Source organism: Nostocoides sp. (genome assembly GCF_037045025.1).
Taxonomy (GTDB): Bacteria; Actinomycetota; Actinomycetes; order Actinomycetales; family Dermatophilaceae; genus Nostocoides_A.
Genome location: NZ_JBAOHM010000007.1, coordinates 793,849 through 817,797, shown reverse-complemented (window position 1 = coordinate 817,797; position 23,949 = coordinate 793,849). Strand labels below are relative to the sequence as shown.

Below are 23,949 nucleotides of genomic sequence, written 5' to 3'. Positions count from 1 at the left end.
TCGGTCCCCAGATGCGGACGGCCCGCGCGCTGACCGTGATAGTTGTAGGCCACGCCCTGCTTCGTCGGCCCGTACACCTCCACATCGGTGGAATCCAAGTCCACCGTCACCGCCGCCGCCAGCACCGCCCGGCGGAACGCCCGGCAACAACCCGACCGCATGACCGGTCAGGTCCGCGACCGCACTCTCCAGGCCGGCCAGCTGCGCCGGCCCGAACCGGCGGGCCAACCCCGCCGCCGTGCTCGAGGCCAACACCGGCACCGCCGACAACGCGGACCCGGCCACATCCTGGCGCTGCCGGTCCAACGCGGCCAGCACATCCCCGCCGAGCAACTGGCACTGCGCCAGCGACACCAGCACCTGCCCGCCCGTCGCGCCCCGCTCCCGCTCCTTGATCGCACCGATCCCCGGTCCAGGCGCCCGACCAGATCCAGCTTCTCGATGAACTCCGCGAGCGCTGCCACCCCCGAGATCCCGGTCAACGACGGATCCGGCGCGCCGATCCGCACCCGCTTCCGCACCCGGCCACGACCACGTACTCTCTTCATCGACAAGGTGCTTCTCCTCGCTGGACGATCGAAGGCTTCGTAACCCCGATTCTCCCAGTAGGACAAGCACCTTCGTCACATCACACGCCGATCACCCCACCACTACTCGCGGATCCGGGTCTGATCATGGGGGAGAAGGCGATCGAGCCGCTGTTCGACTCCCGGCCGGCATACGAAATGTGTCGAGATCGCCAAACGCCTTGGCGTGGAGAAGGAATTCACCGAGGGCCGCACCCTGGAGGAGTGGGCCCGGTGGATGCAGGCCGAGACGGTCAAGGAGAACCCGGACTTCCCCGACTTCGACGCCTTGCGGGAGAAGGGCGTTCATCGTTACACCAGTCCCGACGGGCTCACCGTCGCGCTCAAGGACTTCCGCGATGACCCGGAGAAGAACCCGCTCGACACGCCCTCGGGTAAGATCGAGATCTTCAGCTCCGAGCTGTGGAAGCTCGCCAAGGAGTGGACGTTCACGGGAGATGTGCCGGGCGACAAGATCACGCCCCTGCCTGAGCACGTCGACACCTGGGAAGGCGCCGCGGCGGCCAAGAGCGACGCGAAGTACCCACTGCAGATCATCGGGCACCACTTCAAGGGGCGCACCCCCAGAAGGCGTGGATGAACCCGATCGACGCGCAGGAGCGCGGGATCGAGAACGAGGACCGGGTCAAATTCTGGAACGACCGCGGCGCGATCAGCGTCCCGGTCATGGTCACCCCGCGGATCATGCCGGGCGTCGTGTCCGTTCCCCAGGGCGCGTGGATCGAGCGCGGCGCCGACGGCACCGACAACGGCGGAGCCGTCACTATCCTCACCAGCTTGCACCCGACGCCCCTAGCCAAGGGCAACGCGCAGCACACCGTGCTGGCGCAGGCCGAGAAGGTTGCCGCCGTCGACGGTGCCGGCGCCCCCACTCCGCGCACCGGCCGGCCGGTCTGACCCGAAGGAGACGTCATGCTCGGATTCGCCTTCGACCAGAGCGCCTGCAATGGGTGCAAGGCCTGCCAGATCGCCTGCAAGGACAAGCACGACCTGCCGATTGGCGTCACCTGGCGGCGGGTTGTCGAATACACCGGCGGCACTTGGAGCCGCGACGGGGATGTGGTGACCCCCAATGTCTTTTCCTACTACACCTCGATCTCGTGCAACCACTGCGAGACGCGATCTGTATGCAGGTGTGCCCCACGACCGCGATGTCGCGACGCGACGACGGCACGGTCTATGTCAACGCGGACAAGTGCGTCGGCTGTCGCTACTGCGAGTGGGCGTGCCCCTATTCGGCGCCGCAGTTCAACGCGGCGACCGGGCACATGAGCAAGTGCGACGGGTGCTACGACTACCGCCAGCAGGGGCAGGAGCCGGCGTGCGTCTCGGCCTGCCCGTCACGAGCGCTGGTGTGGGGCGAGGTCGATGACCTCAAGAAGACCTTCGGCGACGGCGCCACCGTCGAGCCGTTGCCCGACCCGGCGATCACCAAACCCAACCTCGTCCTCAAACCGCACCGCAACGCCCAGCCGAGCGGCTCGGGCACCGGCGCCGTCGCCAACCCCGCGGAGATCTGAGATGAACGCCGGCGAACTCCCGATGATCGCCTTCACCGTGTTGGCGCAGATGTCCGTCGGCGCCTTCGTCGTCCTCGGCATCGTCAACGTCGTCGGTCGCCTACGCGGCTACTCGACAGCGGTGCTGGACGAGGTCAGCGACCCCGGGGCATACGCCATCGGGGGCACGCTCGTGCTCGGGCTGATCGCCTCAATGTTCCACATACACGATGTGTTCAACGTGATGAACGTCCTCCGGCACGTCGATTCCTCGTGGCTCAGCCGCGAGATCGTCGCCGGGATGGCCTTTGCCGCAGCCGGTTTTGTGTATGCCGCCTGCCAGCTGCGGTCGTGGGGCTCGCCCGGCTTCCGGCAGGCCGTCGCCCTCGTCGCCGCGGTGCTCGGCGTCGTGCTGGTCTGGTGCATGAGCATGGTCTACTACTCGCTCACGACCGTGCCTGCGTGGAACACCTGGCTGGGCGCCTTCGCGATCGGCGCGGCGTTTATGACGACGATCATGCTGCGACGTCACGGGGGTGCCGTCGGTGAGAAGCTCGGCCCGGCGCAGGCCTCGCCCGCCGATGGGGAGCTGATCTTGTCCGCGCTGCGGTGGATCGCCGTCGCCGGGGTCGTGCTGCTGGGCGCCCAGTTCGTCATGCAGCCGATGCACCTGACCAACCTGATGAATGCCGGGCAGGTCGGGATCGAGAGCGCGCACGCCTTCTCCGGTGGGCTCAACGTCGTGCGGATCATCCTGCTGGTCCTTGGCGCCGGCGTGGTTTCGCTCTTCCTCTTCCGGCTCGCCAGCAAACCCGAGGCCACCGAGCGACCGGTCGCGGCGCTCGTCACGGTCGCGTTCGTGTGCGTCCTGGCCGCGGAGTTTCTCGGCCGGGCCCAGTTCTACGAGCAGATGATCCGGATCGGGATGTGACCCAGCTTCCCGGGCCGCGGCCACGGGTCTTCGTGCCGCTGGAGCAGCTCGGCTGCGGGCCCGTGACCGAGCCGACGGCGACGCACGAGGTGCACGCCGGGGATCTGGACGCGGTGGCTGCCGCGGCAACCACCCTGTCACGCTGGTTGCTCGCACCCCCGGAGGCGAAGGTTCTCTCAGCGGCGCTCGAACCCGAGGTGCTCGCCGGCTGGCCCTTGCCCGGGCGCGGTCACACCTCGACCGGGCTGGCCGCGCTCCGCCGCGCTCGCCAGGAGGAGGGGCCGGCCGACATCGCGAGTGACCACCGGCGGTTGCTCACCGGGCCGGGCTCACTGCTTGCCCCGCCCTACGAGTCCGTGCACCGCTCAGCGGAGGGCCTGCTGTTCGACGAGCACACGCTGCGGGTGCGGGAGTGGTACCACCACTACGGCATCAGCGCCCCGCGCGAGGGTAAGGAACCGACGACCACATCGGCCTGGAGCTGGAGTTCGTCGCGACGCTACTTGGCTGGTCTTTGGAGGCCCATGACGCCGGGTCCGCCGCGGATGCCGCCGCCTATGCGGAAGCGGCCGGCGTTTTCCTGGATGAGCACGTGGCCCGCTGGGCGCCGGCACTGTTCGCGCTGGTTATCGACCATGCCCGCACCGACTTCTATCGGGGCGTGGCCCACCTCGGCCTCGGGCTGCTCGACGAGGCCGGCCGGATCTGGCCCGCGGCAACGTGAGCGAGCACGGCTCCGGCGCCGATTAGAGACAAGACCGGGCCCGGATGCCGCGCGTTGTCGACGCGACCCGGCTTCCGGTCGACCGGCGTGCGCTGCTGGGCGCGCCCCCAGCCGGGCGTGAGTTCGACCCACGGCCGCCCACTCCGACCCCCACCGACCACGCACGGTTGATTGCCGCTTTGCGTCGGCTGTTGCCCGCGGTGCCGGTGAACCTCGCGGAGGGGCCGGCACCCGGCATCCGGTTGCGGGTCCTGCCACACTCCGGCCCCGGCGGGTCACCCTCCGCCGGCTGCACCGCCTGCCTAACGTGCGTGCGCACCTGTCCCGAGTCCGCGCTGGAGATGCCGGTGACGGGGGAGGTGGCCCGCCTCCGGGAGCATCCGGCCCGCTGCTCCGGCTGCCGGGCCTGCCTGGCGGCCTGCCCCGAGGGCGTGCTTGTGGTCGACCGGCAGCTGCGCTGGAGTGACCAACTGGGCGCGGATGCGGCATACCCTCTCATCGCGGTGGAGACCGCCGTGTGCGCCCGCTGCGGGGCGCGATTCCCGGCCGCGGCCGGCCGGCATTGCGCGGTGTGTGCCTTCCGCATCGCCCACCCCTTCGGCTCACAGCTGCCGCCGGCCGCCGACGCGGTCCGGCGCCGCGCGCTATCGCGGGAGGCGGGAACCGACGCAACCTGACTGGCTCGTGGCGCGTCTGCACTGGTGACGGGGCCGCGGCCGCCGCGTGTAGCGAAGGAGACGATGGGGATGCGTGGGATCACCAAGGTGGGCGCGTCGGTGTCTGCAGCGGTCATGATGGTTTCGGGGTTCGTGACGTCGACGAGCGCGTCCGCAGCGTCCGGGGACCGCCCCGGCAGGCAGCTGGAGGCCGCGGTCGGACCGGAGACCTCCCCGCCGCCGGCGGGCTTTGACAACCGGCGCGCCGCCAGCGCCGACCCCAAGGTCAAGCAGGCCCAGGAGATCCTCTCCGGCTTCGGCATACCGACCGGCGCGGTGGATGGCTATTGGGGTCCCGAGACGGCCCGCGGCGTGTGCGCCTTCCGGCGGATCGCCGGGATCGGCACCAGCCGCGACCCCCTCGATACCAAGACCCTGAACACCCTGGTCTCGTATGACCGGAAGTACCGCTATCTGCGCGACATCCCGGCCGCGGACTACCTCGGCAAGCACACCTACCTGGTCGCGCAGCAGACCTGCCAGACGATCTTCTATGTCGAGGACAACCACTACCGGCGGGTGTTCCCGACCTCGACCGGTGTCAGTGGACACCGCACGCCCAATGGGCACTACTCCCTCGGGAGCACGCTGAAGGGGTGGTATTGCAGCACGCTCTACCCCGAGGGCTGCCGCAACCACACCGAGGGCTTCTTCGCCTCGGTCAGCCCCTACGGGAATATGTACAACCCGCGCCAGGTCGTCGGCGACATTTTCGTGCACGGCTCTATGAGCGTGCCGGCCTATCCGGCCAGCCATGGCTGCGTGCGGTTGGTGGTCAATGACGCCGACTGGATGTACTGGCACATCCCGAACTACACCCCGCTCTTCATCACCGGCACGCCCGCCTGATGGTGACCGCCCCCAGGATCCGGCAGGTCGTGCTCGACTGCGAGCAGCCGCGCGACGTGGCCGAGTTCTATCGCGCACTCTTCCCCGAATTGGCCTACCGGCCCGGGGACGAGCAGCCGCCAGCCGGTGAGCCGGATCCGCTCGGCCAAGACTGGCTGGTGCTGCGCGGCCCCGGTTTCGGGCTGGCCTTCCAAGCCGTCAGGACCAACCCGCGCCCCACCTGGCCCGACGCCCAGATCCCCCAACAGCTGCACCTGGACACCACTGTGCCAGACGTGGATTCCCTTGCTGCGGCGCGGGCTCGGGTGCGCGAGCTGGGCGGTGTCGAACTGCTCGACCGGAGCGACGACGACGAGGAGCCGCTGGTCGTCTTCGCCGATCCCGCCGGCCACCCGTTCTGCATCTTCGTGGACAAATAGCGGACAAATCCTCGCCGCCTGCATCTGCGCTGCGCAGGTGCGCTCCTTTGCTGGTGTCCGGCGACTCACCCGGGCACTCACCACGAAAAGGCAGAGGGACATCATGCGGCGATCGACGACGTCCAGCATCGGCAAGCGCACCACCGGCGGGGGTGCCACCCGGGCCGTGGCGCTCCTGGCGATCACCTCCATCGCGACGCTTTCCGGCGCCGCCGCAGCAGCCCCGGCCCCGGTAGCGGCTGACGCTCCGGCCAGCGGCGGCACGATCCTGTTGACGATCAACGGCAATCTCTTCACGATGAGCGCCGACGGTTCCGGCCTGGCGAAGCTGACCTCGGGCGGCGGGGTCGGCGATGCCGCCTATTCCAACGACGGCACCAAGATCGCCTTCCACAAGAAGGGCGACCTCTATGTCATGAAGGCCAATGGCACCCAGGTCGTGCGGCTGACCGCCACGCCCACCGTCTCCGAAACCAACCCGAGCTGGTCGCCCGATGGCACGCAACTCGCCTTCGAACGCGACGAGCCAGCGCATACCTACGACCGCAGCGGCGTGGCGGTGATGAACGCCCGGCCAGGCGCCACCTACCGGCTGGTGCGCGCCAATACCTGGACCTGCCACAGCGGCGCCTGCTGGGCTAGCTTCTACGGGCGACCCGACTGGTCCCCCGCGGGAGGCAAGTTGGCCATCCACAACACCTTCAGTCCCGAGGAGGGGCACAGTTTCACCGCCGTCGAGGTGATCTCGTTGACCGGGGCGTCGGTGAGCTTCCCTGGACCCGCCGAATCCATCCAGCCCGAATTCAACCCGACGGGCACCCAGGTCGCCACCGTCTACACCGGCGACTACTTGAACTCGGCGGAGCAGGTCGTCCGCACACCGGTCTTGGGCGGGCCCGAGTCGGAGGTGACCCCCGAGACCGCGTTGGCGAGCGACCCGGTCTGGTCGCCCGACGGAAAGAGGTTGCTGGTGCGCTACAACGCGAGCGGCGACCACACCGCGCCGTACCACGTGTATGTGGTGAACGCCGACGGTAGCGGCAAGCACAAGCTGCTCACCGGGTCGAGCAGCTATTCCGTGATCCCGCGCGGGTGGCGCGCCGCCGGCTGATCCCGTTCAGGTGACGGGAATCCGCGTGTGAGCGGTCGGTGGGCTCGCATAAACTGACCGCTGCTTATGACCCGAGCGAGAGTTGAGTGTTGCGCCGTCATGGAAACCGCTGAGATCCGCCGCCGCTGGCTGTCCTTCTTCGAGCGCAACGGCCACCTCGTGGTGCCCTCGGCCCCGCTGGTCCACGACGACCCCAACCTGCTGTTCGTCAATGCCGGAATGGTTCCCTTCAAGCCCTACTTCCTCGGCCAGGAGACCCCGCCGGCTCCGCGGGCGACGAGCGTGCAGAAGTGCGTGCGCACCCAGGACATCGAGGAGGTCGGCAAGACTTCCCGGCACGGCACCTTCTTCCAGATGAACGGCAACTTCTCCTTCGGCGACTACTTCAAGGCCGGCGCCATCGAACTCGCGTGGGAACTGGTCACCTCCTCGGTCGAGTCCGGCGGCTTCGGCATCGACGGCGATCGGCTGTGGGCGACGGTTTATGTCGACGACGACGAGGCGATCGCGTTGTGGCTGGAGCTGACCGGAATCCCGATCGAGCGGATCGTCAAGCGGGGCAAGGCCGACAACTACTGGCACATGGGCGTTCCCGGCCCGGGCGGTCCGTGCAGTGAGATCTACTTCGACCGCGGCCCCGAGTACGGTCCCGAGGGCGGCCCCGCGGTCGATGAGGACCGGTTCATGGAGTTCTGGAACCTCGTCTTCATGCAGGACGAGTTGTCCGCGGTCCGGTCCAAGGAGGACTTCGTCATCGCGGGCAGCCTGCCCAAGAAGAATATTGACACCGGGATGGGGCTGGAGCGGATCGCCAGCATCCTGCAAGGCGTCGACAACCTCTACGAGATCGACGAGGTCCGCCCGGTCCTGGACAAGGCTGCCGCGATGACCGGCAAGGCGTATGCCGTCCACTCCGGTCACGACGCCGCCCACTCCCACCCCGACGACGTCCGCCTGCGCGTGGTCGCCGACCATGTGCGCACCTGCCTGATGCTCATCGGCGACGGGGTCACTCCCGGCAACGAGGGCCGCGGCTATGTGCTGCGCCGGATGCTGCGGCGGGCGGTGCGCTCGATGCGCCTGCTCGGGTATGCCGATCCCTGCCTCCCCGAGCTGCTGCCGGTCTCGATGGAGAAGATGAAGCTGTCCTATCCCGAGCTGGAGACCGGGTTCGCCCGGATCTCCCAGATCGCGTATGCCGAGGAGGAGGCCTTCCGCCGCACCCTCACCGCCGGCACGACGATCCTCGACACCGCGGTCGCGCGAACCAAGAACGCGGGCGCGGCGACCCTGTCCGGCGCCGACGCGTTCGCGCTCCACGACACCTACGGCTTCCCGATCGACCTGACCCTGGAGATGGCGGCCGAGCAGGGGCTCGACGTCGACCGCGACGGGTTCACCCGGCTGATGACCGAGCAGCGCCAGCGGGCCAAGGCCGACGCGTTGGCCAAGCGCCACGGGCACGGCGACGCGACGGCATACCGAACCGTGGCGGACGAGCTCGGGCACGAGGTGGAGTTCACCGGCTATGCGGAGGTGACCAGCGAGGGCCGGGTGAGCGGGCTGCTGCGCGACGGCAAGGTGGTCGGCTCGGCGAGCGCCGGCCAGGACGTCGAGCTGGTCTTGGACCGGACCCCGTTCTATGCCGAGGGGGGCGGGCAACTCGCCGACGGCGGGCGGATCGTGCTGCAGAACGGGGCGGTCGTCGAGGTCCGCGACGTCCAGAAGCCGATCGGCGGCCTGGTCGTCCACAAGGGCACCGTCCTCGAGGGCGAGGTGATCACCGGCGAGCTCGCCGAGGCCTTTGTCGACATCGGCCGCCGGAAGGCGATCTCGCGCGCACACACGGCGACCCACATGGTGCACAAGGCGATTCGCGAGGCCCTCGGCGAGACGGCGACCCAGGCCGGCTCGGAGAATGCGCCCGGGCGGTTCCGGTTCGACTTCAACGCCAGCCAGGCGGTCCCGGTCTCGGTGCTGCGCGACGTCGAGGCGCGGGTCAACGCGGTGCTCTTGGACGATCTCGCCGTCCACGCCGAGGTGATGACCCAGGCGCAGGCGCGCGACGCGGGCGCGATGGCGCTCTTCGGTGAGAAGTATGGCGACGCGGTTCGCGTTGTCTCCGTTGGGGATTGGGCGCGCGAGCTGTGCGGCGGCACGCACGCAGAGCGCACCACCCAGCTTGGCACGGTCACCCTGCTCGGGGAGTCCTCGATCGGCTCGGGGGTGCGCCGTGTCGAGGCGCTCGTCGGCACCGACGCGCATGCCTTCCTCGCCCGCGAGCACGCGATCGTCGGGCAGCTGACCGAGATGATCAAGGCACGCCCCGACGAGCTGCCCGAGCGGATCGCCGCGATGCTGACCAAGATCAAGGACTCCGAGCGCGAGATCGAGCGGATGCGCGGCGAGGCGCTGCGCGCGGCGGCGGGGTCGCTGACCGACCTGGCCCGCGACCTCGGCGGGGTCACCTTCGTCGGCCATCACGCCGCCGGCGCCAGCGGCGACGATGCCCGGACGATGGTGCTCGATACACGCGGCAAGCTCGGCACCGACCGGCCGGTCGTCGTCGCGATCGCGGCCGACGGCGGCGGCAAGCCGGCGATCGTCGTCGCGACCAACGAGGCGGCCCGCAGCCGGGGCATCAAGGCGGGCGCTCTGGTGCGCGCCGGCGCGCAGGCGCTCGGTGGCGGGGGCGGCGGCAAGGACGACATCGCCCAGGGCGGCGGCCAGGACGCGACCAAGATCCCCGATGCGCTGGCGGCGGTCGAGGCGGCGGTCGCGGGGGTGGGCAGCTGAGCTCGTTCCGGCCGGGCGTGCGCCTCGGTGTCGACGTCGGGACGGCGCGAGTCGGGCTGGCCGCGTGTGACGCGGACAGCGTGCTCGCCTATCCGGTCGCCACGTTGTCTCGTCAGCCGGTCGCAACCGACGCCGGCGAGCCCGGGCGGTCGGGGATCACGGATGGTCCGCCTGCCGACATCGCCGAGATTGCCCGCGTAGCGTCGGAGCGGGACGTGATCGAGATCATTGTGGGCCTGCCGCGTTCGCTCGACGGGAGCGAAGGAGCCGCCGCCGCCGGCGCCCGCGATTACGCGCTGACGCTGGCCCGAGCGTGCTCGCCGGTGCCCGTCCGCCTAGTCGATGAGCGGCTAACGACGGTCGATGCGCACCGGGCACTGCACGAGAGCGGCGTGGCGGGTCGCCGCCATCGGCGTGTCGTTGATCAGGCCGCGGCAGTAATCATCCTGCAGAATGCCCTAGAGGCCGAACGCTTAACCGGAACCGCACCCGGCCAGCCGGCGTTGACCGTGCGGCGCAAGGCACGACGACGGAAGGGCACGAAGCAATGACGCAGCACCTGGAGGAGGAGATCTTCGGCTCCGACCAGCGACCCGCGGGTGATGGTGCCTCCCCACCTCAACCGAAGCGGACGATGCAGTCCTTCGCCGCTCTCGTCGTCGCTCTTACGGTGCTCGTCGGCGGCGGGTTCGCGGCCTATCACTTCATCGGACCGGCGATCGACAAGTTCGTCGCGACCAGTGACTATCCGGGCCCCGGGAGCAGCACAACCGATGTGGAAGTGGCTGAGGGCCAGTCGGGGGCGGAAATCGCAGCGACGCTGGCCAATGCCGGGGTGATCAAGACCAGTCAGGCCTTCGTCGACGCGGCCGGCCGAGCGCCCGACCTGGCCAAGGCGATCCAACCCGGCACCTACACCCTCAAGAAGGAGATGGCCGCCAAGGACGCCCTGGAGTGGCTGGCCAACCCGGCCCACCGCACCGCCCCGCGGGTGACGATCCCGGAGGGATTGTGGGCCAGCGACATCTACGCACGCCTGTCCAAGGCGACCGGCGTCCCGGTCAAGGACTACGAGCGGGCCGCCAAGAACACCAAGGCCCTCGGGCTGCCCGCCGCCGCCAAGGGCAATGTCGAGGGTTGGCTGTTCCCGTCGACCTATGAGTTCCCCAAGAAGTCCACCGCCGCCGACCAGCTCAAGGTGATGGTCACCAAAGCGGTCGAGGTCATGTCGGCGGAGAAGATCCCGCAGTCGGAGTGGGAGCGGACGATGATTCTCGCCTCGATCGTCGAGTCCGAGGCCGGCTCGAGCAACGACCGCCGCAAGGTCGCCCGCGTGTTCATCAACCGGCTTGAGCAACCGAGCGCCGGGACGGTCGGCAAGCTGGATTCCGATGCGACGGTCTCCTATGGCGCCAAGCGTCGCGCGGTCGCCCCGACCGAGGAGGAGCGAAACGACGAGTCCAACCCCTACAACACCAAACTGCACAAGGGACTGCCTCCCGGACCGATCTCCAATCCCGGCCAGGATTCCATCGACGCCGTCGTCCATCCCGCCGACGGTCCCTGGTTCTATTTCGTGACGGTCAACCCCGACACCGGCGAGACGAAGTTCGCCGTCACCTATGCCGAGCACGAGCGGAACTCGCTGCAGTTCCAGCAATGGTGCAAGGACAACCCAAAGGCGAAGTGCTGACCAAAAGGACTGCTCCGCCATGCCACGCGCCTTTGTCCTCGGATCGCCGATCTCGCACTCGCTCTCGCCCGTGCTCCACACCGCGGCTTATCGCTCGCTCGGGCTGCGGGATTGGTCGTATGCCGCCGCCGAGGTCGACGAAGCGGGCTTCGCGAAGTTCATGGCTGACTGCGGTCCGGATGTGGCGGGGTTTTCGCTGACGATGCCGCTGAAGGAGATGGGCTTCACCGTCGCCGAGCAGGTCTCCCACCGCGCCGAACTCGCGGGCGCGATCAACACCCTGGTGCGAACCAAGACCGGATGGTCGGCGGACAACACCGACATCCTCGGGGTCATCCGCGCCCTCTCACCCGACGGCCACCGAACGGGGGTGAGCCTGGGCCGCGCGGACCTACCCGGCCTGGTCATCGGTGCCGGCGCGACCGCGCGCTCCGCCGTGATCGCCCTGCGCGAACTCGGCTGCCATGCCGTGACCGTCTGTGCGCGCAACCGGGACAAGGCACGCGAGTCCGTCGGTGAACTCGCCGACAAGCTCGATGTGGAGTTGACGGTGAGCGATTTGGGAGACTGGACGGCCGTGCCCGCCACGCTCGCCGTCTCCACGTTGCCCGAGGACGGCGCACTCGCCGCGGTGGCGGCGCTCGCCGCATACGACGAGGCGGACCTGAGTGGGTTGCGCCTGCTCGACGTGGTCTATGCCGACTGGCCGACCCCGCTGGCGCGCGCCGCCGCCGAGCGCGGCGCCGACGTCGTCAACGGCCTGGACATGCTCGTGTTCCAGGCCGTTGAGCAGGTGGAGCTGATGACCGGCCTGCGGCCGAACTGGCGCGTGATGTTGGCCGCGGCGTCCTAGCTAGACGTCCGGCAAGCACGGGACGGGGTCCCCGTCGCTCGGTCGAGGAACTTCTGCTAGACCCCTATGGGGGTTGGCGAGTGTTCCGGGTGTTCGGTCTCGGCAAGGTTCCATTCGCCGGCGCGGGTGATTGTCTGCCATCGCTTGTCGGTGTCAACGTCGTTCATGCTCGCTGCGCTGCGCGTGTTCCACGTTGACTCCTCTGGCGCGTTGGCAGGTTTGGCCCGGGTCCGGTGAGTGGATGATCTTGTGGGGGTTGTGGCCGGAGCCTCGCGTATGCCACAACTCGGGGATCACCTGGCCAGAAGGGCTGGCTGGTGGCCGATGGATAGGAGGCTCCGGTGTTTACCGAGCGTACAAGTCTTGGGTTGGATGTCCACGCCCGGTCGGTGCGGGCGGCCGCGATCGACACGAGGACCGGTGAGGTGATCGAGCGGGTGGTCTGGCCGCGGACCGTGGATGTGGTCGGGTTCGTCACGGATCTGACGCGGCAGCATGGTCCGGTGCTGGTGACCTATGAGGCGGGCCCGACCGGGTATGGCCTGGCGCGGGGGTTGCTAGCCGCTGGTCACCGCACGCAGGTGGCGGCTCCGTCGAAGTTGTTGCGTCCGAGCGGGGAGCGGGTTAAGACCGACCGGCGGGATGCGATGTTGTTGGCGCGGTTGGCCCGCAATGACGACATCGTCGCGGTGACCATCCCGACGCCGGCGCAGGAATCGGCCCGGGATCTGGTCCGGGCCCGCGAGGATGTCCGGGCGGCGTTGATGAGCGCCCGCCACCAGCTGTCGAAGTTGTTGCTGCGGCACGGCTATGTCTACCTGCAGGGCAAGGCCTGGACCGGTGGCCATGACCGGTGGCTGCGCCGGATCGGCACGCACGAGCTGGGGGCTGACGGCGTGGGGACACGGGCCGCGTTCGATGATGGCTACACCGCGGTCACCCAGCTCCTGGCCCGCCGCGACCGGCTCGATGAGCAGATCCTGGCGTTGGCCGCGGACAGCGAGTACACCGCGATCACCCGACGGTTGGGGTGCCTGCGGGGGATCTCGACACTGACGGGGTTCGCGTTAGCGGTGGAGATCGGGGACTGGCACCAGTTGACCGGGTCCTCGATCGGCTCCTACCTCGGGCTGGTGCCGTCCGAGTCGTCCTCCGGCGCCAGCCGGGTCCAAGGAGGGATCACCAAGACCGGCAACAGCCACGCCCGGCGGCTGCTGATCGAGGCCGCCTGGCACCACAAGAAGGCCTACACCCCCGGGAAAACCATGCAGCAACGGTGGGCGCTGGCACCGGCCGTGGCCGCTGAACGCGGTGACGCCGGCAACCGGCGGCTGCACCGGTCCTGGCAGCGGATGACCGCACACAAGAAACGGCACACCGTCGCCAACACCGCCATCGCCCGCGAACTGGCCGGCTGGTGCTGGTCTTTGGCCACCATGGACACCTAACCGCACACCACGCCTCGTTCACGGAACACCCCTGGTGTCCGGGCAGCAGCGCGAGGAGAGAACCAGCGAACCTGCTATGAGTAACCCCGAGCCTTGCCGGGGCGACGCTCGACCCTAGACCAGCCGAGACTCTCCAGCCGAAACCAGGGCCCTGCGGTAACCAACCCGCGTATATCAGACTGACCGCGCGTCGATTGACACGCTGTCTCCCGGCCACCACTTTCCGATGAACGACGAAGCGGGGTCCCCTCCGGCCAGAGAGGACCCCGCTTCACCCTGCCACTTGACAAACGGGCCCTACATATCAGCAGGGCTTAGTCGACCTCCCACTAGGTTGCAACGTGGTGGGAGGTTGACTAACTGCTGCTAGCAGAGGTTCGTCGAGCCGGTTCGTTGAGTCCGTGGGGAGTGACCGGGTCGGCTGCGCTAGGCGCCGATGTCGTAGACGGGGGCTCCGGTGCGGCGCAGCCCGCCGGCGACGACGGTGCGGTGGATCTCGGAGGTGCCGTCGAAGATCCGGTAGATGCGGGCGTCGCGATAGAGCCGCTCAACGACAAAGCCGTGGGTGTAGCCGATCCCACCGAAGACTTGCACGGTTCGATCGGCGACCCGCCCCAGCGTCTCGGCGGCATCGACCTTGACCATCGAGATGAGGTTGCGCCAGCCGGTCTCGTCGCCGTCATCGATCGCCGCGGCGGCCCGCCACAGGAGCAGCCGGGAGCGGTTGATCTCGATGGCGCTGTCGGCCAGCATCGCCTGGATCATCTGGAAGTTGCCGATCGGCTGGCCGAACTGCTCGCGCTGCTGGGCGTAGTCGTTGGCCAGGGTCAACAACCGGCAGGCCTTGCCGATCGCGCGGGCACCGACCTGGGCCAGGCGGACCCGCCCGAGCGTCGTCAGGGCGAGCCGTAGGCCTTGGCCCTCGCCGCCGAGAAGGGTGTCCGGCGCGAGACGGACGTTGTCGAAGAACAACTCGACGTGCGTCGACCCGGTCAGTCCCATCATCGTGGTGTCGGCGCCGACCGTGACCCCCGGTTGGTCCTTGTCGACGATGAACATCGAGATGTGCCGCGGGCGGTTCTGCGGGCTGGTCACGGCCGAGACGAGGAAGAAGTCGGAGTACACGCCATCGCTGACGAAATACTTGTAGCCGTTGAGGATCCAGTCGTCTCCGTCGCGTTCGGCGTGGGTGGAGATGCCGGCGGCATCGGATCCCGCGCCCGGCTCGGTGATGGCGATCGAGCAGGTCCGTTCACCGGCGGTCGCCGGCACGAGCCAGCGCTGCTTCTGCTCCTGCGTGCCGGCGAGCAGCGACTCGTAGACATTGCCGAACGCCCGCCGGATCAGGATGTCCTTGGCGTGTCCGAACTGCTCCTCCACCAGCATGGTCTCGACGGCGCTCAGACCGCCGCCGCCATACTCCTCGGGGATATTGGTGGCGTAGAAGCCGAGGTCGCGTGACTTCTCGAAGATCTGCCGGGCCAGCTCGGGTGCGAGCCCACCGGTCTCCTCGATGCCGTCCTCAAGCGGCAACAGCTCCTGGTAGACGAACTTGCGGACTGTTTCGACGAGCATCTTCTGTTCACTGCTCAGCCGAAAGTCAACCATTGACCTCATTCCTTTCACTTCGACGGTGCGGGCGTATGCCGTGCTGCGTGCGGACGGCCGTGCTCTCGAGTCAACGACGGCTCGCGCGCCACACCAGGAGGTTCCCGATGATGCCCAGCACCCCGACGACGATGAACGCCGTCCCCATGAAGGCTGCCGTGCCACCCGGCTGGGTCCGCACGTAAAGGCCGGTGAGCAGGAGCACCGCCGAGACGGCGACGCCGATGATCGGGTTGCCCGTGGTGCGCACGAGCGCCTCCTTCTTTGTCGAGTTCGTCGAGCCGGGGTGCCGACCCAGCTGGTGACCTATAGCCGTGACCCGGCCGCTTTGGCCGCAGCGAGCGACTCTGCTCGAAGCCGGTCGTATTCGTCCTTGGGGATGGGCTGGGCGTTGGGGTCACCGAGGTCGTCGCGGCTCATCCGGTAGGTTTCGGGGGAGAGATAGGCCCCGATTGCCGCGATGACCGTCAGGAGGAACGTCAGGCCACCGACCACGAGAATGATCGTCCGGTGCGAGGTGCCGGGGGGAACGATCGCGGCAAAGACGATGCTCATGGCCGAGGAGGCGACCGTGCCGAGGTTTTGGGCAACGGCCATGCCGGTGACCCGGGTCTTGGTCGGGAACTGCTCGGGGTAGAACGCCGGGAAGACCGCGTTGTAGCCCTGGTAGACGGCGCCCCACATGATCAGCGAGAACACCACCGCGAGGACGAGGTTGCGGTTGCTTACCGCCCACAGGTAGGCGAAGGACATCGCGCCGGACGCCAGCGCGCCGACCATGATGCACGGTCGCCGCCCGATCCGGTCCGACAAGTTGCCGACGTAGGGGATCACGAGAACGGCGATGAGGTTGCCGGCCAGCGGGATCCACAGGTAGACGTCGGCATGGAAGCCCACTCCATAGTCCTTGTTCGTCGCATACGTGGCACCGAAGATCGCCGTGGTGACCGCGACGATATTGGTCAGCGCCATGCAGAACACGAGCAAGATCGTGCGCCCGTTCTCGCGGAAGGCGACGGCGATGGGTGACTCGACAATCGCTCCCTCTTCGGCCTCTTCCTCGAAGGCGGGGGTCTCGTCCACCCGGCGGCGGATCAGATAACCGGCCACCACGACCAGAGAGCTCAGCGCGAAGGGCACGCGCCAGCCCCAGCTGTGGAAGGCGTCGTCGGAGAGGAAGTGGGCGAGCGGCAAGAAGACGGCGGCGGCGAGGATCTGGCCGAATTGGGTGCCTTGGAGGGTGAAGCTGCCCAAGAATCCTCGACGACCGTATGGTGCGTGCTCGAGGATCATCGAACTGGCGCCCGAGATCTCACCGGCGACGGCGAAGCCCTGGACGAGCCGCAGGGCCATGAGCGCAGCCGGCGCCCAGATGCCCACCTGCTGGTAGGTGGGGAGGATGGCCACGAGCATCGTGGCGGACCCCATGAGGAGCATGCACAAGACCAGGACGTTCTTGCGGCCGTGCTTGTCACCCCACTGACCGAGATAGAACGCCCCGATGGGGCGGGCGACATAGCCCACGACGTAGGTGCCGAGGGCCCCGATGATGCCCATCTTGGGATCGTTCTTGTCGAACATGATCGTCGGGAAGATCAGGGCCGCCGCTTGGGCATAGATGAAGAAGTCGTAGTACTCCAGGGCACTGCCGATCCAACCGCTTGCCGCGGCCTTGGTCGACTGCCCCGAATGGGTTTCGGTGTCGGACATCATCGTCCTTTCGCTGTTCGGCCACTGTGGCCGTCACATGGGTCGTTCAGCGCCCAGCGGGGTCTCCGCTGCGGCCCCGTGTCGGCTGGTCGTCAGGTGGTGGCGACCAGGGAGCGCAGATCGGTCCGGGTCCGGGGTTGCCGGTTAGGACGGGACCTTTGGAGCGGCCAGGAAGGACTTGGCGTCTTCGAGGCAACGGCGTGCGTAGGCGATCGGTCCCATGGCGCGGGTCCGGTCCAGATTGGGAAGCTCGATGCTGTAGACCATGGGCGGCAGCCGGTCGAGCAGGGTGCGGATGTCGACATCGCCCTCGCTGACCAGCAGCCGGTCCTCGCGCAGTTCGTGGCGCACCTCTTCGATATCGTCCGGGATCACCGTCGTGGCCCCGCAGATCTGGGTGAAGCGGAACCACTCGCGCGGCAGCTCATCCAGCGCCAACGGGTCGGTGTGCGCCCAGTTCGCGTGGTACATGTCGAGCATCAGCCCGGCATTAGGCGCGGCCACGGTGCGCAAGACATCCACGGCGAGGGGGAGGGTGTTGACCGCGGCGATCGGGACATACTCCAGGCCGACAAACAACCCGGCCCGGTCCGCCAGACGGCAGACCTCCTCAAACCGGCGCAGGTAGAGGTCACGGTCGGGCATCCAGATGCTGGACAGCACTGCTCGTGCGCCGAGCTCGGCGGCCACCTCGAAGGACTCGGCATACGTGCTCGGCTCCCGCTCCAGGCACACGCGCGCGAGCTCGATGTCGTGCAACCGGATCCCGTTGTCCGCCAACGCCTGGCGAGTGTCCTCGCGCATCGAGCGATAGCCGGCGAGGTCGTATTTGTGCTCCCCGGGCAGCCCCATATAGATCGAGCGGATGCTGACGTAGTCATAGCCAGCCTCCGCGGCGATCCGGACGAGTTCGGGGGGTGGCTCGTCGAGCAGGGTCAGATGGCCCAGCGAGTAGCCGAGGGCCGTGGCCCCCGAGGCGGCCTCGTCGGGCATCAGGGGGCACCACTCTCGTCCCCCGTGGCTGGGTCCGCCGGCGTGGCGGCCGCGGCCTGGTCGGTGCTGACGTGATGGACCTTCTTACCGGGCGAGTAGATGTCCATGATGTTCCAGTGCCCCGCGGTCGGGGTCGGGACATTGACCATGCGCACGTCGATGACGGTGGGCACGCCGGCGGCAATGGCCTCCTGAAGCGCGGGCTTGAAGTCCGCGGCGTGATCGACACGGATTCCCTTGACGCCGTATGCCGTGGCGATCGCGGCGAAGTCAGTCACCACCGGCCCGTCGGCGTTCTCGAAGACGGTGCCGTAGGTGGTGTCGTAGTGTGCCAACTCCAGCCCGGCGATCGTGCCGAACGCGTTGTTGTTCATCACCACCCAGATGGCCGCGACGTTCTTCTCGCGCGCGGTGTAGAGAACCGCGGGGTTCTGCCCGAAGCCGCCGTCCCCGACCAGGGAGATGACCAGCTTGTCGGGGTGGGCGATCTTGACCCCGACGGCTGCCGGTGAGCCGAAGCCCATGGTGGCGAAGCCGCCCGGCGTGAAGACGTGGCCCGGGGTGTAGATGTCGAACTGCTGGGCCATGCCGTTCTTGTTCCAGCCGACGTCGGTCGTGATGTAGCCGTCGCGGGGCAGCACCTCGCGGACCTCGGCGAGGATCCGCTCGGGCCGCATGGGGAAGTCGTCCGAGGCGACGGCGGCGGCATTGCTCTGTTTGAACGCCTCGCGCTCCGAGCGAATCCGCTCGACCAGCTCGGGCCGCTGAACGCCTTGCGGGGCAAGCCGCTTGGCCACTTGGACGAGAAGCCGAAGGGCCGGCTTCAGGTCAGCGACGGCGCCGACCTGCACGGGGTAGTTGCGGCCGATCTCCTGCGGGTCGATGTCGATCTGCATCAGCTTCGAGCCGCCGTCGCCGATCTTGAAGGTGTATTCCTCCTCCCAGGAGGAGCAGTCGGCTTCGGAGAAGCGGGTCCCCAGGCCGAGGATCCAGTCGGCACCGAGAGTCATGTCGTTGATGAACTTCGTTCCCCAAAAGCCGGTCATGCCGAGCACCATCGGGTTGTCGTCGGCGACGACGCCCTTGCCCATCAGGGTGTGGGCCACCGGGAGCTGGAGGTGGTCGACGAACTCGGCAAGTTCGCTGGTCGCGTTGGCGAGGACGACGCCGCCGCCCACATAGAGCAGCGGGTCGGTCGCGTCGAGCAGATTGCGCACGATCGTCTCCGCGGTGGCCTCGTCCAGGCTCGGCTTGGCCAGGGTTGGGTTGTTGAGCTTGACCCGGTCCCAGAGGGCGACGTCGATCTCCTTGGAGAAGATGTCCATCGGGACATCGATCAGGACCGGGCCCGGACGCCCGGACTCGGCGAGAACGAACGCCTTCTCGATGATCTCGGGGAAGAGGTGGGCGCTGTCCACCCGCCAGACCCGCTTGCAGAACGGGCGGTAGATCTCCCACTGGTCGGCGTCGGCGTGCAGGTTGACCTCTTGGTGGGGTCCCTTGCCGAAGTAGTGCGACGGGACATCGCCGGCGATGACGACCATGGGGATCGAATCCAAGGCCGCGTTGGCCACCCCGGTGGCCGCGTTGGTCAGCCCGGGGGACAGGTGCGAGAGGACCACCGCCGCCTTGCCGGTCGCGCGAGCGTAGCCGTCGGCCATGTGCGAGGCGAGTTGCTCGTGGCGGGTGTTGACGAACTCGATCTGCTCGCTCGTGGACAGCGCCGCGAGGACGGCAATATTGGTGTGCCCGCACAGGCCGAAGATGTGCCGCACGCCACGGTGTTCGAGGTAGCTGACAAGCTGGTTGCTGATGAGGTCCTGGGCCATGTCTATATCTCCTTGTGATCAGCGGCCGGCAGCCGGCTCGAGGGAACGATCGGGACGGGCCGGCACGTCGCGGCGAGCCGGCCCGGCATACGTGTAGTCGATGGACTTCGGCATCGGGCCCTTGATGCGCCCACCTTGCTGCTTCTGCTCCCAGGCGTGGGAGAGGATCCCGACGGAGCGGGAGAGGATGAACACGCCCCGGCCCAGCTCGGGTTCGAGGCCGAGTTCGCAGTAGATGACGGCGGTCGCCGCGTCGATGTTCATCGGGATGATCCGCGAGCGCCCCGCGCTGATCTCGGCCTCGACGGCACGGCCGATCCGGGCGAAGCGCCCGTCGACCGCACCGGCGGCGGCGGCCTCGTCCACGAGTGCGAGCAGGCGCGGGGCCCGGGGGTCGAGGGGGTGGAAGCGGTGCCCGAAGCCGGGGAAGTATTTCGTCCCGCGCTCGCGCCAGCGGGTGGTGACGGTTGCGGTGGCGGCGGCGATCTCGGCGTCGCTGATCTGACCGGCCTCACCGGGGCTCGCCAGCTCCTCGGCGATCTCGTAGAGCATCGTCATGCACTGCTGGCCGGCTCCGCCGTGGACGTCGTCGAGGACGTTAATCGCGCTCGCCATGGCGCCGTTGACCGGAAGTCCACAGGTGACGGACATTCGCGAGATCGAGATCGAGGGGGCGTGCGGTCCGTGGTCGACGGCGGCGACGAGCGCGGCCTCGAGCAGCCGGGAGCGGCCCGGCGCCAGCAGCTCGCCCTTGAGCATCAGCCAGATCATCTCGGGGAAGGTGACAGTCCCGATGAGCTGTTCGATGGGGTAGCCCCGCATCGCGATCTTGCCGGGGTGAATGTCGATGATCTCGGTGGTCCACCAGGCGTGGGCCTCGTCGACGATCTCCTGTGCGCTCTTGTCGGTCATGACGTCCTCGTCACTTCGGCTAGGGGGGCGATGGTCAGGACATCGTGACTGCGGCGTCGGTGGGCTTGGCCTCGCCCTCGGGCTCGAGCGCCGGGTCGTAGAAGTCGCCGAAGAGATCGGCATCCGAGGGCCGGTCGGCCTCGATCTTGCGCGCCACCCAGGTCGTGTTCAGGTAGTGCTTGAGGCAGACGTTCTCGCTGAGGATGTTGCCGCCCCAGGTGCCGCAGCCCATTGAGGAAGTCATCGGCATACCGTTGTTGAAGGCCCCCGCGTTGGCGCGCGAGTTCGGCTGGTTGACCATGATGCGCGAGACCGGCATGGTCTTGCCGAAGTAGTCGATGTGGGCGTCGTCGGTGGAGGCTATCCCGCAGCTGTGGCCCTTGCCGCCGACCTCGTAGAGCTCAAGGGCCAGGTCGACGCCGTCCTCGAACGAGCCGTCGTAGGGGTGGACCGCCATCAGCGTGGTCAGCTTCTCCTTGCAGAAGTTGTGCTCCTCGCCGATGCCGGTGCCCTCGACGAAGATGAACTTCTTGTCCTCGGGGATGCTCAGGCCGGCGGCGGCGGCGAGCTGCTGGGGCGAGATGGCCACGGTGTCGGGCAGGCGGTGCCCCTCGGCGTCCCACATGACCGCGCCGAGCGCGGCCCGCTCCTTTTCGTCGGCGCGGTAGCCGCCGACCTCTTCGAGGGCGTCGAGCATCTCGCCATAGAGCGAGCGCGGGACCAGGACGTTGCCGTCGGCGGAACATCCCGAGCCGAAGTCCGAGGTCTTCGACAGCATGCAGTTCATTGCCGTGGCCTTGACATCGGCCGTTTCGTCGAGGAACTCGGTGGCATTGCCGGCGCCGACACCGTAGGCCGGCTTGCCCGAGCTGTAGGCCTGGCGCACCAGCGCCTGGCCGCCGGTGGCGATGATCAGGTCGGCGCGCTTCATCAGCTCCTGGCTGACCAGCAGGCTCGGCTTGGTCAGGCACTGCAGGATGTCGGCGGGGGCGCCCTCGGCCTCGAGGGCCTCGCGCATCAACCGCACGGTCTCGAAGGTCGTGTCCTTGCTGCGCGGGTGGGGCGAGAAGATGACGACATCCCGGGCCTTGATCGCATAGATCGCGTTGCCGGCGGGGGTGAGGTCGGGGTTTGTCGTCGGTACGATGCAGCCGATGATTCCGGCCGGCTTGCCGTACTTGACCAGACCCTTCTCGGGGATCTCCTCGATGATGCCGACGCTGGGCTGGCGCAGGGCATCGCGCAGGACGCCGCGGATCTTCATCCGCTTGTTCATCCGGCTGCCGTAGTCGCCCAGCCCCGATTCCGCGATGCCCATCTCGACGAGACGGTGGAACGTCGTGGTGTTGGCGACCGCCCACGCCACCGCCTGGCACAGCCGATCGACCCGTGCCTGGTCGTAGGTCTCGATGACCTTCAGCGCCGCACGCGCCCGCTCGAAGGCTTCCTGGAGCTCCTGCTCCTGCTCGGGGGAGAGTTCGCTGCGCTTGACATCGGCCATGTGGCTGATCCCTTCATTCTGCGTCGGTGCACGAGAGGTCGGATCGGGTGTGCTCGTTCAGTTCGGCGGCGGCTTCCCCGGGTCCTGGGAAGTTATGTACGAACTTGTTACTTAATAATGACCATAGTGGTCAGTATATTGACCGTAAATGTGATCTAGCTCACGTTAGCGTCCCACCGGCCGCTCCGGCTACGCGGACGCCAGCCGGTGCGCGCAGAGGTCGAGCGCCATCGAGTAGCCGTAGACGCCGCAGCCGACGACGATCCCGGCGGCGATCGGGGAGAGGAAGGAGTGGTGCCGGAAGCTGTCGCGGGCATGGACATTCGAGATGTGCACCTCGACGAAAGGCACCTCGGCCCCCTCGAAGGCATCACGGATCGCGACGCTGGTGTGGGTGAATGCCCCCGGGTTGATGACGATGAAGCGGGTTCCGTCGGTGCGGCACTGGTGGATCCGGTCGATGATCGCCCCCTCGTGGTTGCTCTGGAAACAGTCCACCTGCAGGCCGCGCTCGGCGCCCTGGCGGCGGAAGCTCGCCTCGACGTCGGCCAGCGTGGTGCTGCCGTAGAACTCCGGCTTCCGGGTGCCGAGCAGGTTGAGGTTGGGGCCGTTGATGAGCAGGACGTCCATTGGTGAGTGCCTTTCGCGCAAGTTGGGTGGACGGGCAAGTTGGGTGGACGGGTTGGGCTCGGCTGCCGCGAGTCACGGTGTCGGGATGTCGACCGGCGCCCCGGTGGCCGCCGATTCGCGGACGGCCTCGACGACGCGGACATTGGTCAGCCCGTCCGCGACGGTGCACAGCGGCGCTGCCTCGCCGCGGACGACCGCCCCGAAGTGCTCCATTTGGAGGCGGATCGGGTCGGCCCGGTGCAATTCGGCCACCGCGATCTCGAAGGGCTTCCACCACGAGCGGTCGGCCGCGGTGGCATACGTCTTGAGCCGGAACGTCGGGATCGACACCGAACCGAGGGTGCCGGCCACGTGGTAGCAATCCTCGTCGGCGTACGTCGGGTAGGCGGGGTTCTCCGCAGCCGTCTGCTCCCAGCTGCGGGCCGAACCGACGGCGTCCGAGAGGAGGAAAGTCCCGAGAACACCGTTCGCGAAGCGGAGGGCCACCGCGGCCGTCTCCTCGACGGCAAAGCCGCGGGTGGCGTTGGACGTGAACGCCTGCACCTGCACGATCTCCCCGCACAGGATGCGCAGGTTGTGGACTTCGTGGATGAGGTTGAGCAGGATCGGGCCGGCCCCGGGCTCCTTGCGCCACGGCGCTTGCTCGAAGTACTCGTCCGGCTTGCACAGCAATGTCGTGCCGTTGACCGCGACGAGCTGGCCGAGGCGGCCGGAGTCGATGATCTCGCGGGCCAGGCGCATGATCGGCGAGTGGGTCCGGTGGTGGCCGACGAGGACGGTCGCCCGCCGCTCCAGCGCTGCCTGGTGGATTGCCGCACTCGCGGCCACCGAGTCCGCCAGCGGCTTCTCGATCAGGACCGGCACGCCGGCGTCCATGCACGTGCTGGCGTGGGCCAGGTGGAGCTGGTTCGGGGTCGCGAGGACGATTCCGTCGGGCCGGTCCCGCTCGAACAGGGCCGCGAGATCCGGATAGAGCGGCACGCCGGCGTCGGCAGCGACGCTGGCCGCGTTCGGGGCGGGATCGACGATGGCCGACAGCTCGACGGTGTCGCTGGCTCGAGCGGCGGCGATATGGTCACGGCCGATATAGCCGGCTCCCGCGACGGCGATCCGGGTTGCTGGCATCTCTGCTCCTTCGAT

23 protein-coding genes and 1 pseudogene are annotated in these 23,949 nt (G+C 68.2%); 15 read left to right on the top strand and 9 right to left on the bottom strand.

All coding sequences use genetic code 11. The features are described from left to right. The first annotated feature begins 87 nt into the window (after positions 1 to 87). The 15 genes and pseudogenes from V9G19_RS08495 to V9G19_RS08425 all read left to right on the top strand — a co-directional run bounded on the left by V9G19_RS08495 (position 88) and on the right by V9G19_RS08425 (position 13,626). Positions 88 to 591, top strand: coding sequence for a hypothetical protein (locus V9G19_RS08495; protein ID WP_462285022.1), 504 nt, complete (start codon positions 88 to 90; stop codon positions 589 to 591). A 162-nt stretch (positions 592 to 753) separates the two neighbouring features. Next, the gene (locus V9G19_RS08490) at positions 754 to 1,167 is read left to right on the top strand and encodes a hypothetical protein (protein ID WP_462285021.1); all 414 of its coding nucleotides are present in this window, start codon (positions 754 to 756) and stop codon (positions 1,165 to 1,167) included. Further along, a complete protein-coding gene (locus tag V9G19_RS08485; RefSeq protein WP_462285020.1) occupies positions 1,164 to 1,484 on the top strand; it encodes a molybdopterin dinucleotide binding domain-containing protein in 321 nt (106 codons plus the stop codon). Before V9G19_RS08490 ends, V9G19_RS08485 begins: the two co-directional genes overlap by 4 nt. 203 nt (positions 1,485 to 1,687) lie before the next feature. Then, entirely contained in the window at positions 1,688 to 2,107 is a 420-nt protein-coding gene (locus V9G19_RS08480; RefSeq protein WP_462285019.1) for a 4Fe-4S dicluster domain-containing protein, read from the top strand. Position 2,108: 1 nt separating this feature from the next. After that, positions 2,109 to 3,017 carry a dimethyl sulfoxide reductase anchor subunit family protein gene (locus V9G19_RS08475; RefSeq protein WP_462285018.1) on the top strand — a complete coding sequence of 303 codons (909 nt, stop codon included), beginning with the start codon at positions 2,109 to 2,111 and terminating at the stop codon, positions 3,015 to 3,017. Further along, positions 2,948 to 3,741 (top strand): annotated as a pseudogene (locus V9G19_RS08470) (TorD/DmsD family molecular chaperone). The gene V9G19_RS08475 and the pseudogene V9G19_RS08470 overlap by 70 nt, the downstream one beginning before the upstream one ends. Before the next feature lie 44 nt (positions 3,742 to 3,785). Next, the gene (locus V9G19_RS08465; protein WP_462285017.1) at positions 3,786 to 4,418 is read left to right on the top strand and encodes a 4Fe-4S dicluster domain-containing protein; all 633 of its coding nucleotides are present in this window, start codon (positions 3,786 to 3,788) and stop codon (positions 4,416 to 4,418) included. Positions 4,419 to 4,487: 69 nt separating this feature from the next. Further along, complete coding sequence (locus tag V9G19_RS08460; RefSeq protein ID WP_462285016.1) at positions 4,488 to 5,306, top strand: L,D-transpeptidase family protein; 819 nt, start codon at positions 4,488 to 4,490, stop codon at positions 5,304 to 5,306. Further along, positions 5,306 to 5,725 (top strand): VOC family protein, encoded by a 420-nt coding sequence (locus V9G19_RS08455; RefSeq protein ID WP_462285015.1) that lies wholly within the window; start codon positions 5,306 to 5,308, stop codon positions 5,723 to 5,725. The genes V9G19_RS08460 and V9G19_RS08455 overlap by 1 nt, the downstream gene beginning before the upstream one ends. Positions 5,726 to 5,828: 103 nt before the next feature. Further along, on the top strand, positions 5,829 to 6,836 hold the full coding sequence (locus V9G19_RS08450) for a TolB family protein (RefSeq protein ID WP_462285014.1): 1,008 nt from the start codon (positions 5,829 to 5,831) through the stop codon (positions 6,834 to 6,836). Positions 6,837 to 6,935: 99 nt separating this feature from the next. After that, positions 6,936 to 9,632 carry an alanine--tRNA ligase gene (gene alaS / locus V9G19_RS08445; protein ID WP_462285013.1) on the top strand — a complete coding sequence of 899 codons (2,697 nt, stop codon included), beginning with the start codon at positions 6,936 to 6,938 and terminating at the stop codon, positions 9,630 to 9,632. Positions 9,633 to 9,649: 17 nt separating this feature from the next. Continuing rightward, positions 9,650 to 10,183, top strand: coding sequence for a Holliday junction resolvase RuvX (ruvX, locus tag V9G19_RS08440; protein ID WP_462285012.1), 534 nt, complete (start codon positions 9,650 to 9,652; stop codon positions 10,181 to 10,183). Next, positions 10,180 to 11,325, top strand: a complete 1,146-nt coding sequence (gene mltG / locus V9G19_RS08435) for an endolytic transglycosylase MltG (RefSeq protein ID WP_462285011.1) — start codon at positions 10,180 to 10,182, stop codon at positions 11,323 to 11,325. The genes ruvX and mltG overlap by 4 nt, the downstream gene beginning before the upstream one ends. A 19-nt stretch (positions 11,326 to 11,344) precedes the next feature. Beyond that, positions 11,345 to 12,178 (top strand): shikimate dehydrogenase, encoded by an 834-nt coding sequence (locus V9G19_RS08430; RefSeq protein WP_462285010.1) that lies wholly within the window; start codon positions 11,345 to 11,347, stop codon positions 12,176 to 12,178. A 341-nt stretch (positions 12,179 to 12,519) separates the two neighbouring features. Further along, on the top strand, positions 12,520 to 13,626 hold the full coding sequence (locus V9G19_RS08425) for an IS110 family RNA-guided transposase (protein WP_462285009.1): 1,107 nt from the start codon (positions 12,520 to 12,522) through the stop codon (positions 13,624 to 13,626). Between the two features lie 426 nt (positions 13,627 to 14,052). On the opposite strand, the gene V9G19_RS08420 is transcribed toward V9G19_RS08425, so the two are convergent. The 9 genes from V9G19_RS08420 to V9G19_RS08380 all read right to left on the bottom strand — a co-directional run bounded on the left by V9G19_RS08420 (position 14,053) and on the right by V9G19_RS08380 (position 23,934). After that, a complete protein-coding gene (locus tag V9G19_RS08420) occupies positions 14,053 to 15,234 on the bottom strand; it encodes an acyl-CoA dehydrogenase family protein (protein WP_462285008.1) in 1,182 nt (393 codons plus the stop codon). Between the two features lie 70 nt (positions 15,235 to 15,304). Beyond that, positions 15,305 to 15,484, bottom strand: coding sequence for a hypothetical protein (locus V9G19_RS08415; RefSeq protein WP_462285007.1), 180 nt, complete (start codon positions 15,482 to 15,484; stop codon positions 15,305 to 15,307). A 56-nt stretch (positions 15,485 to 15,540) separates the two neighbouring features. Beyond that, entirely contained in the window at positions 15,541 to 16,944 is a 1,404-nt protein-coding gene (locus V9G19_RS08410) for an MFS transporter (protein ID WP_462285006.1), read from the bottom strand. Positions 16,945 to 17,088: 144 nt separating this feature from the next. Continuing rightward, a complete protein-coding gene (locus tag V9G19_RS08405; RefSeq protein WP_462285005.1) occupies positions 17,089 to 17,937 on the bottom strand; it encodes a sugar phosphate isomerase/epimerase family protein in 849 nt (282 codons plus the stop codon). Then, positions 17,937 to 19,766 (bottom strand): thiamine pyrophosphate-binding protein, encoded by a 1,830-nt coding sequence (locus V9G19_RS08400; RefSeq protein ID WP_462285004.1) that lies wholly within the window; start codon positions 19,764 to 19,766, stop codon positions 17,937 to 17,939. The genes V9G19_RS08405 and V9G19_RS08400 overlap by 1 nt, the downstream gene beginning before the upstream one ends. A gap of 18 nt (positions 19,767 to 19,784) precedes the next feature. Further along, entirely contained in the window at positions 19,785 to 20,678 is an 894-nt protein-coding gene (locus V9G19_RS08395; protein WP_462285003.1) for a citryl-CoA lyase, read from the bottom strand. Between the two features lie 34 nt (positions 20,679 to 20,712). Further along, a complete protein-coding gene (locus V9G19_RS08390; RefSeq protein WP_462285002.1) occupies positions 20,713 to 22,179 on the bottom strand; it encodes an aldehyde dehydrogenase family protein in 1,467 nt (488 codons plus the stop codon). 189 nt (positions 22,180 to 22,368) lie between these two features. Beyond that, a complete protein-coding gene (gene aroQ / locus V9G19_RS08385; RefSeq protein ID WP_462285001.1) occupies positions 22,369 to 22,809 on the bottom strand; it encodes a type II 3-dehydroquinate dehydratase in 441 nt (146 codons plus the stop codon). A 72-nt stretch (positions 22,810 to 22,881) separates the two neighbouring features. Then, positions 22,882 to 23,934, bottom strand: a complete 1,053-nt coding sequence (locus V9G19_RS08380) for a Gfo/Idh/MocA family protein (protein ID WP_462285000.1) — start codon at positions 23,932 to 23,934, stop codon at positions 22,882 to 22,884. Positions 23,935 to 23,949: the final 15 nt, after the last annotated feature.

Excerpts from the sequence above, each read along its gene's own strand:
- V9G19_RS08485 (WP_462285020.1), top strand. The coding sequence starts at position 1,164 with ATGAACCCGATCGACGCGCAGGAGCGCGGGATCGAGAACGAGGACCGG.
- V9G19_RS08475 (WP_462285018.1), top strand. The coding sequence starts at position 2,109 with ATGAACGCCGGCGAACTCCCGATGATCGCCTTCACCGTGTTGGCGCAG.
- V9G19_RS08465 (WP_462285017.1), top strand. The coding sequence starts at position 3,786 with ATGCCGCGCGTTGTCGACGCGACCCGGCTTCCGGTCGACCGGCGTGCG.
- V9G19_RS08460 (WP_462285016.1), top strand. The coding sequence starts at position 4,488 with ATGCGTGGGATCACCAAGGTGGGCGCGTCGGTGTCTGCAGCGGTCATG.
- V9G19_RS08455 (WP_462285015.1), top strand. The coding sequence starts at position 5,306 with ATGGTGACCGCCCCCAGGATCCGGCAGGTCGTGCTCGACTGCGAGCAG.
- V9G19_RS08450 (WP_462285014.1), top strand. The coding sequence starts at position 5,829 with ATGCGGCGATCGACGACGTCCAGCATCGGCAAGCGCACCACCGGCGGG.
- alaS (WP_462285013.1), top strand. The coding sequence starts at position 6,936 with ATGGAAACCGCTGAGATCCGCCGCCGCTGGCTGTCCTTCTTCGAGCGC.
- mltG (WP_462285011.1), top strand. The coding sequence starts at position 10,180 with ATGACGCAGCACCTGGAGGAGGAGATCTTCGGCTCCGACCAGCGACCC.
- V9G19_RS08430 (WP_462285010.1), top strand. The coding sequence starts at position 11,345 with ATGCCACGCGCCTTTGTCCTCGGATCGCCGATCTCGCACTCGCTCTCG.
- V9G19_RS08420 (WP_462285008.1), bottom strand. The coding sequence starts at position 15,234 with ATGGTTGACTTTCGGCTGAGCAGTGAACAGAAGATGCTCGTCGAAACA.
- V9G19_RS08410 (WP_462285006.1), bottom strand. The coding sequence starts at position 16,944 with ATGTCCGACACCGAAACCCATTCGGGGCAGTCGACCAAGGCCGCGGCA.
- V9G19_RS08405 (WP_462285005.1), bottom strand. The coding sequence starts at position 17,937 with ATGCCCGACGAGGCCGCCTCGGGGGCCACGGCCCTCGGCTACTCGCTG.
- V9G19_RS08400 (WP_462285004.1), bottom strand. The coding sequence starts at position 19,766 with ATGGCCCAGGACCTCATCAGCAACCAGCTTGTCAGCTACCTCGAACAC.
- V9G19_RS08395 (WP_462285003.1), bottom strand. The coding sequence starts at position 20,678 with ATGACCGACAAGAGCGCACAGGAGATCGTCGACGAGGCCCACGCCTGG.
- V9G19_RS08390 (WP_462285002.1), bottom strand. The coding sequence starts at position 22,179 with ATGGCCGATGTCAAGCGCAGCGAACTCTCCCCCGAGCAGGAGCAGGAG.
- aroQ (WP_462285001.1), bottom strand. The coding sequence starts at position 22,809 with ATGGACGTCCTGCTCATCAACGGCCCCAACCTCAACCTGCTCGGCACC.
- V9G19_RS08380 (WP_462285000.1), bottom strand. The coding sequence starts at position 23,934 with ATGCCAGCAACCCGGATCGCCGTCGCGGGAGCCGGCTATATCGGCCGT.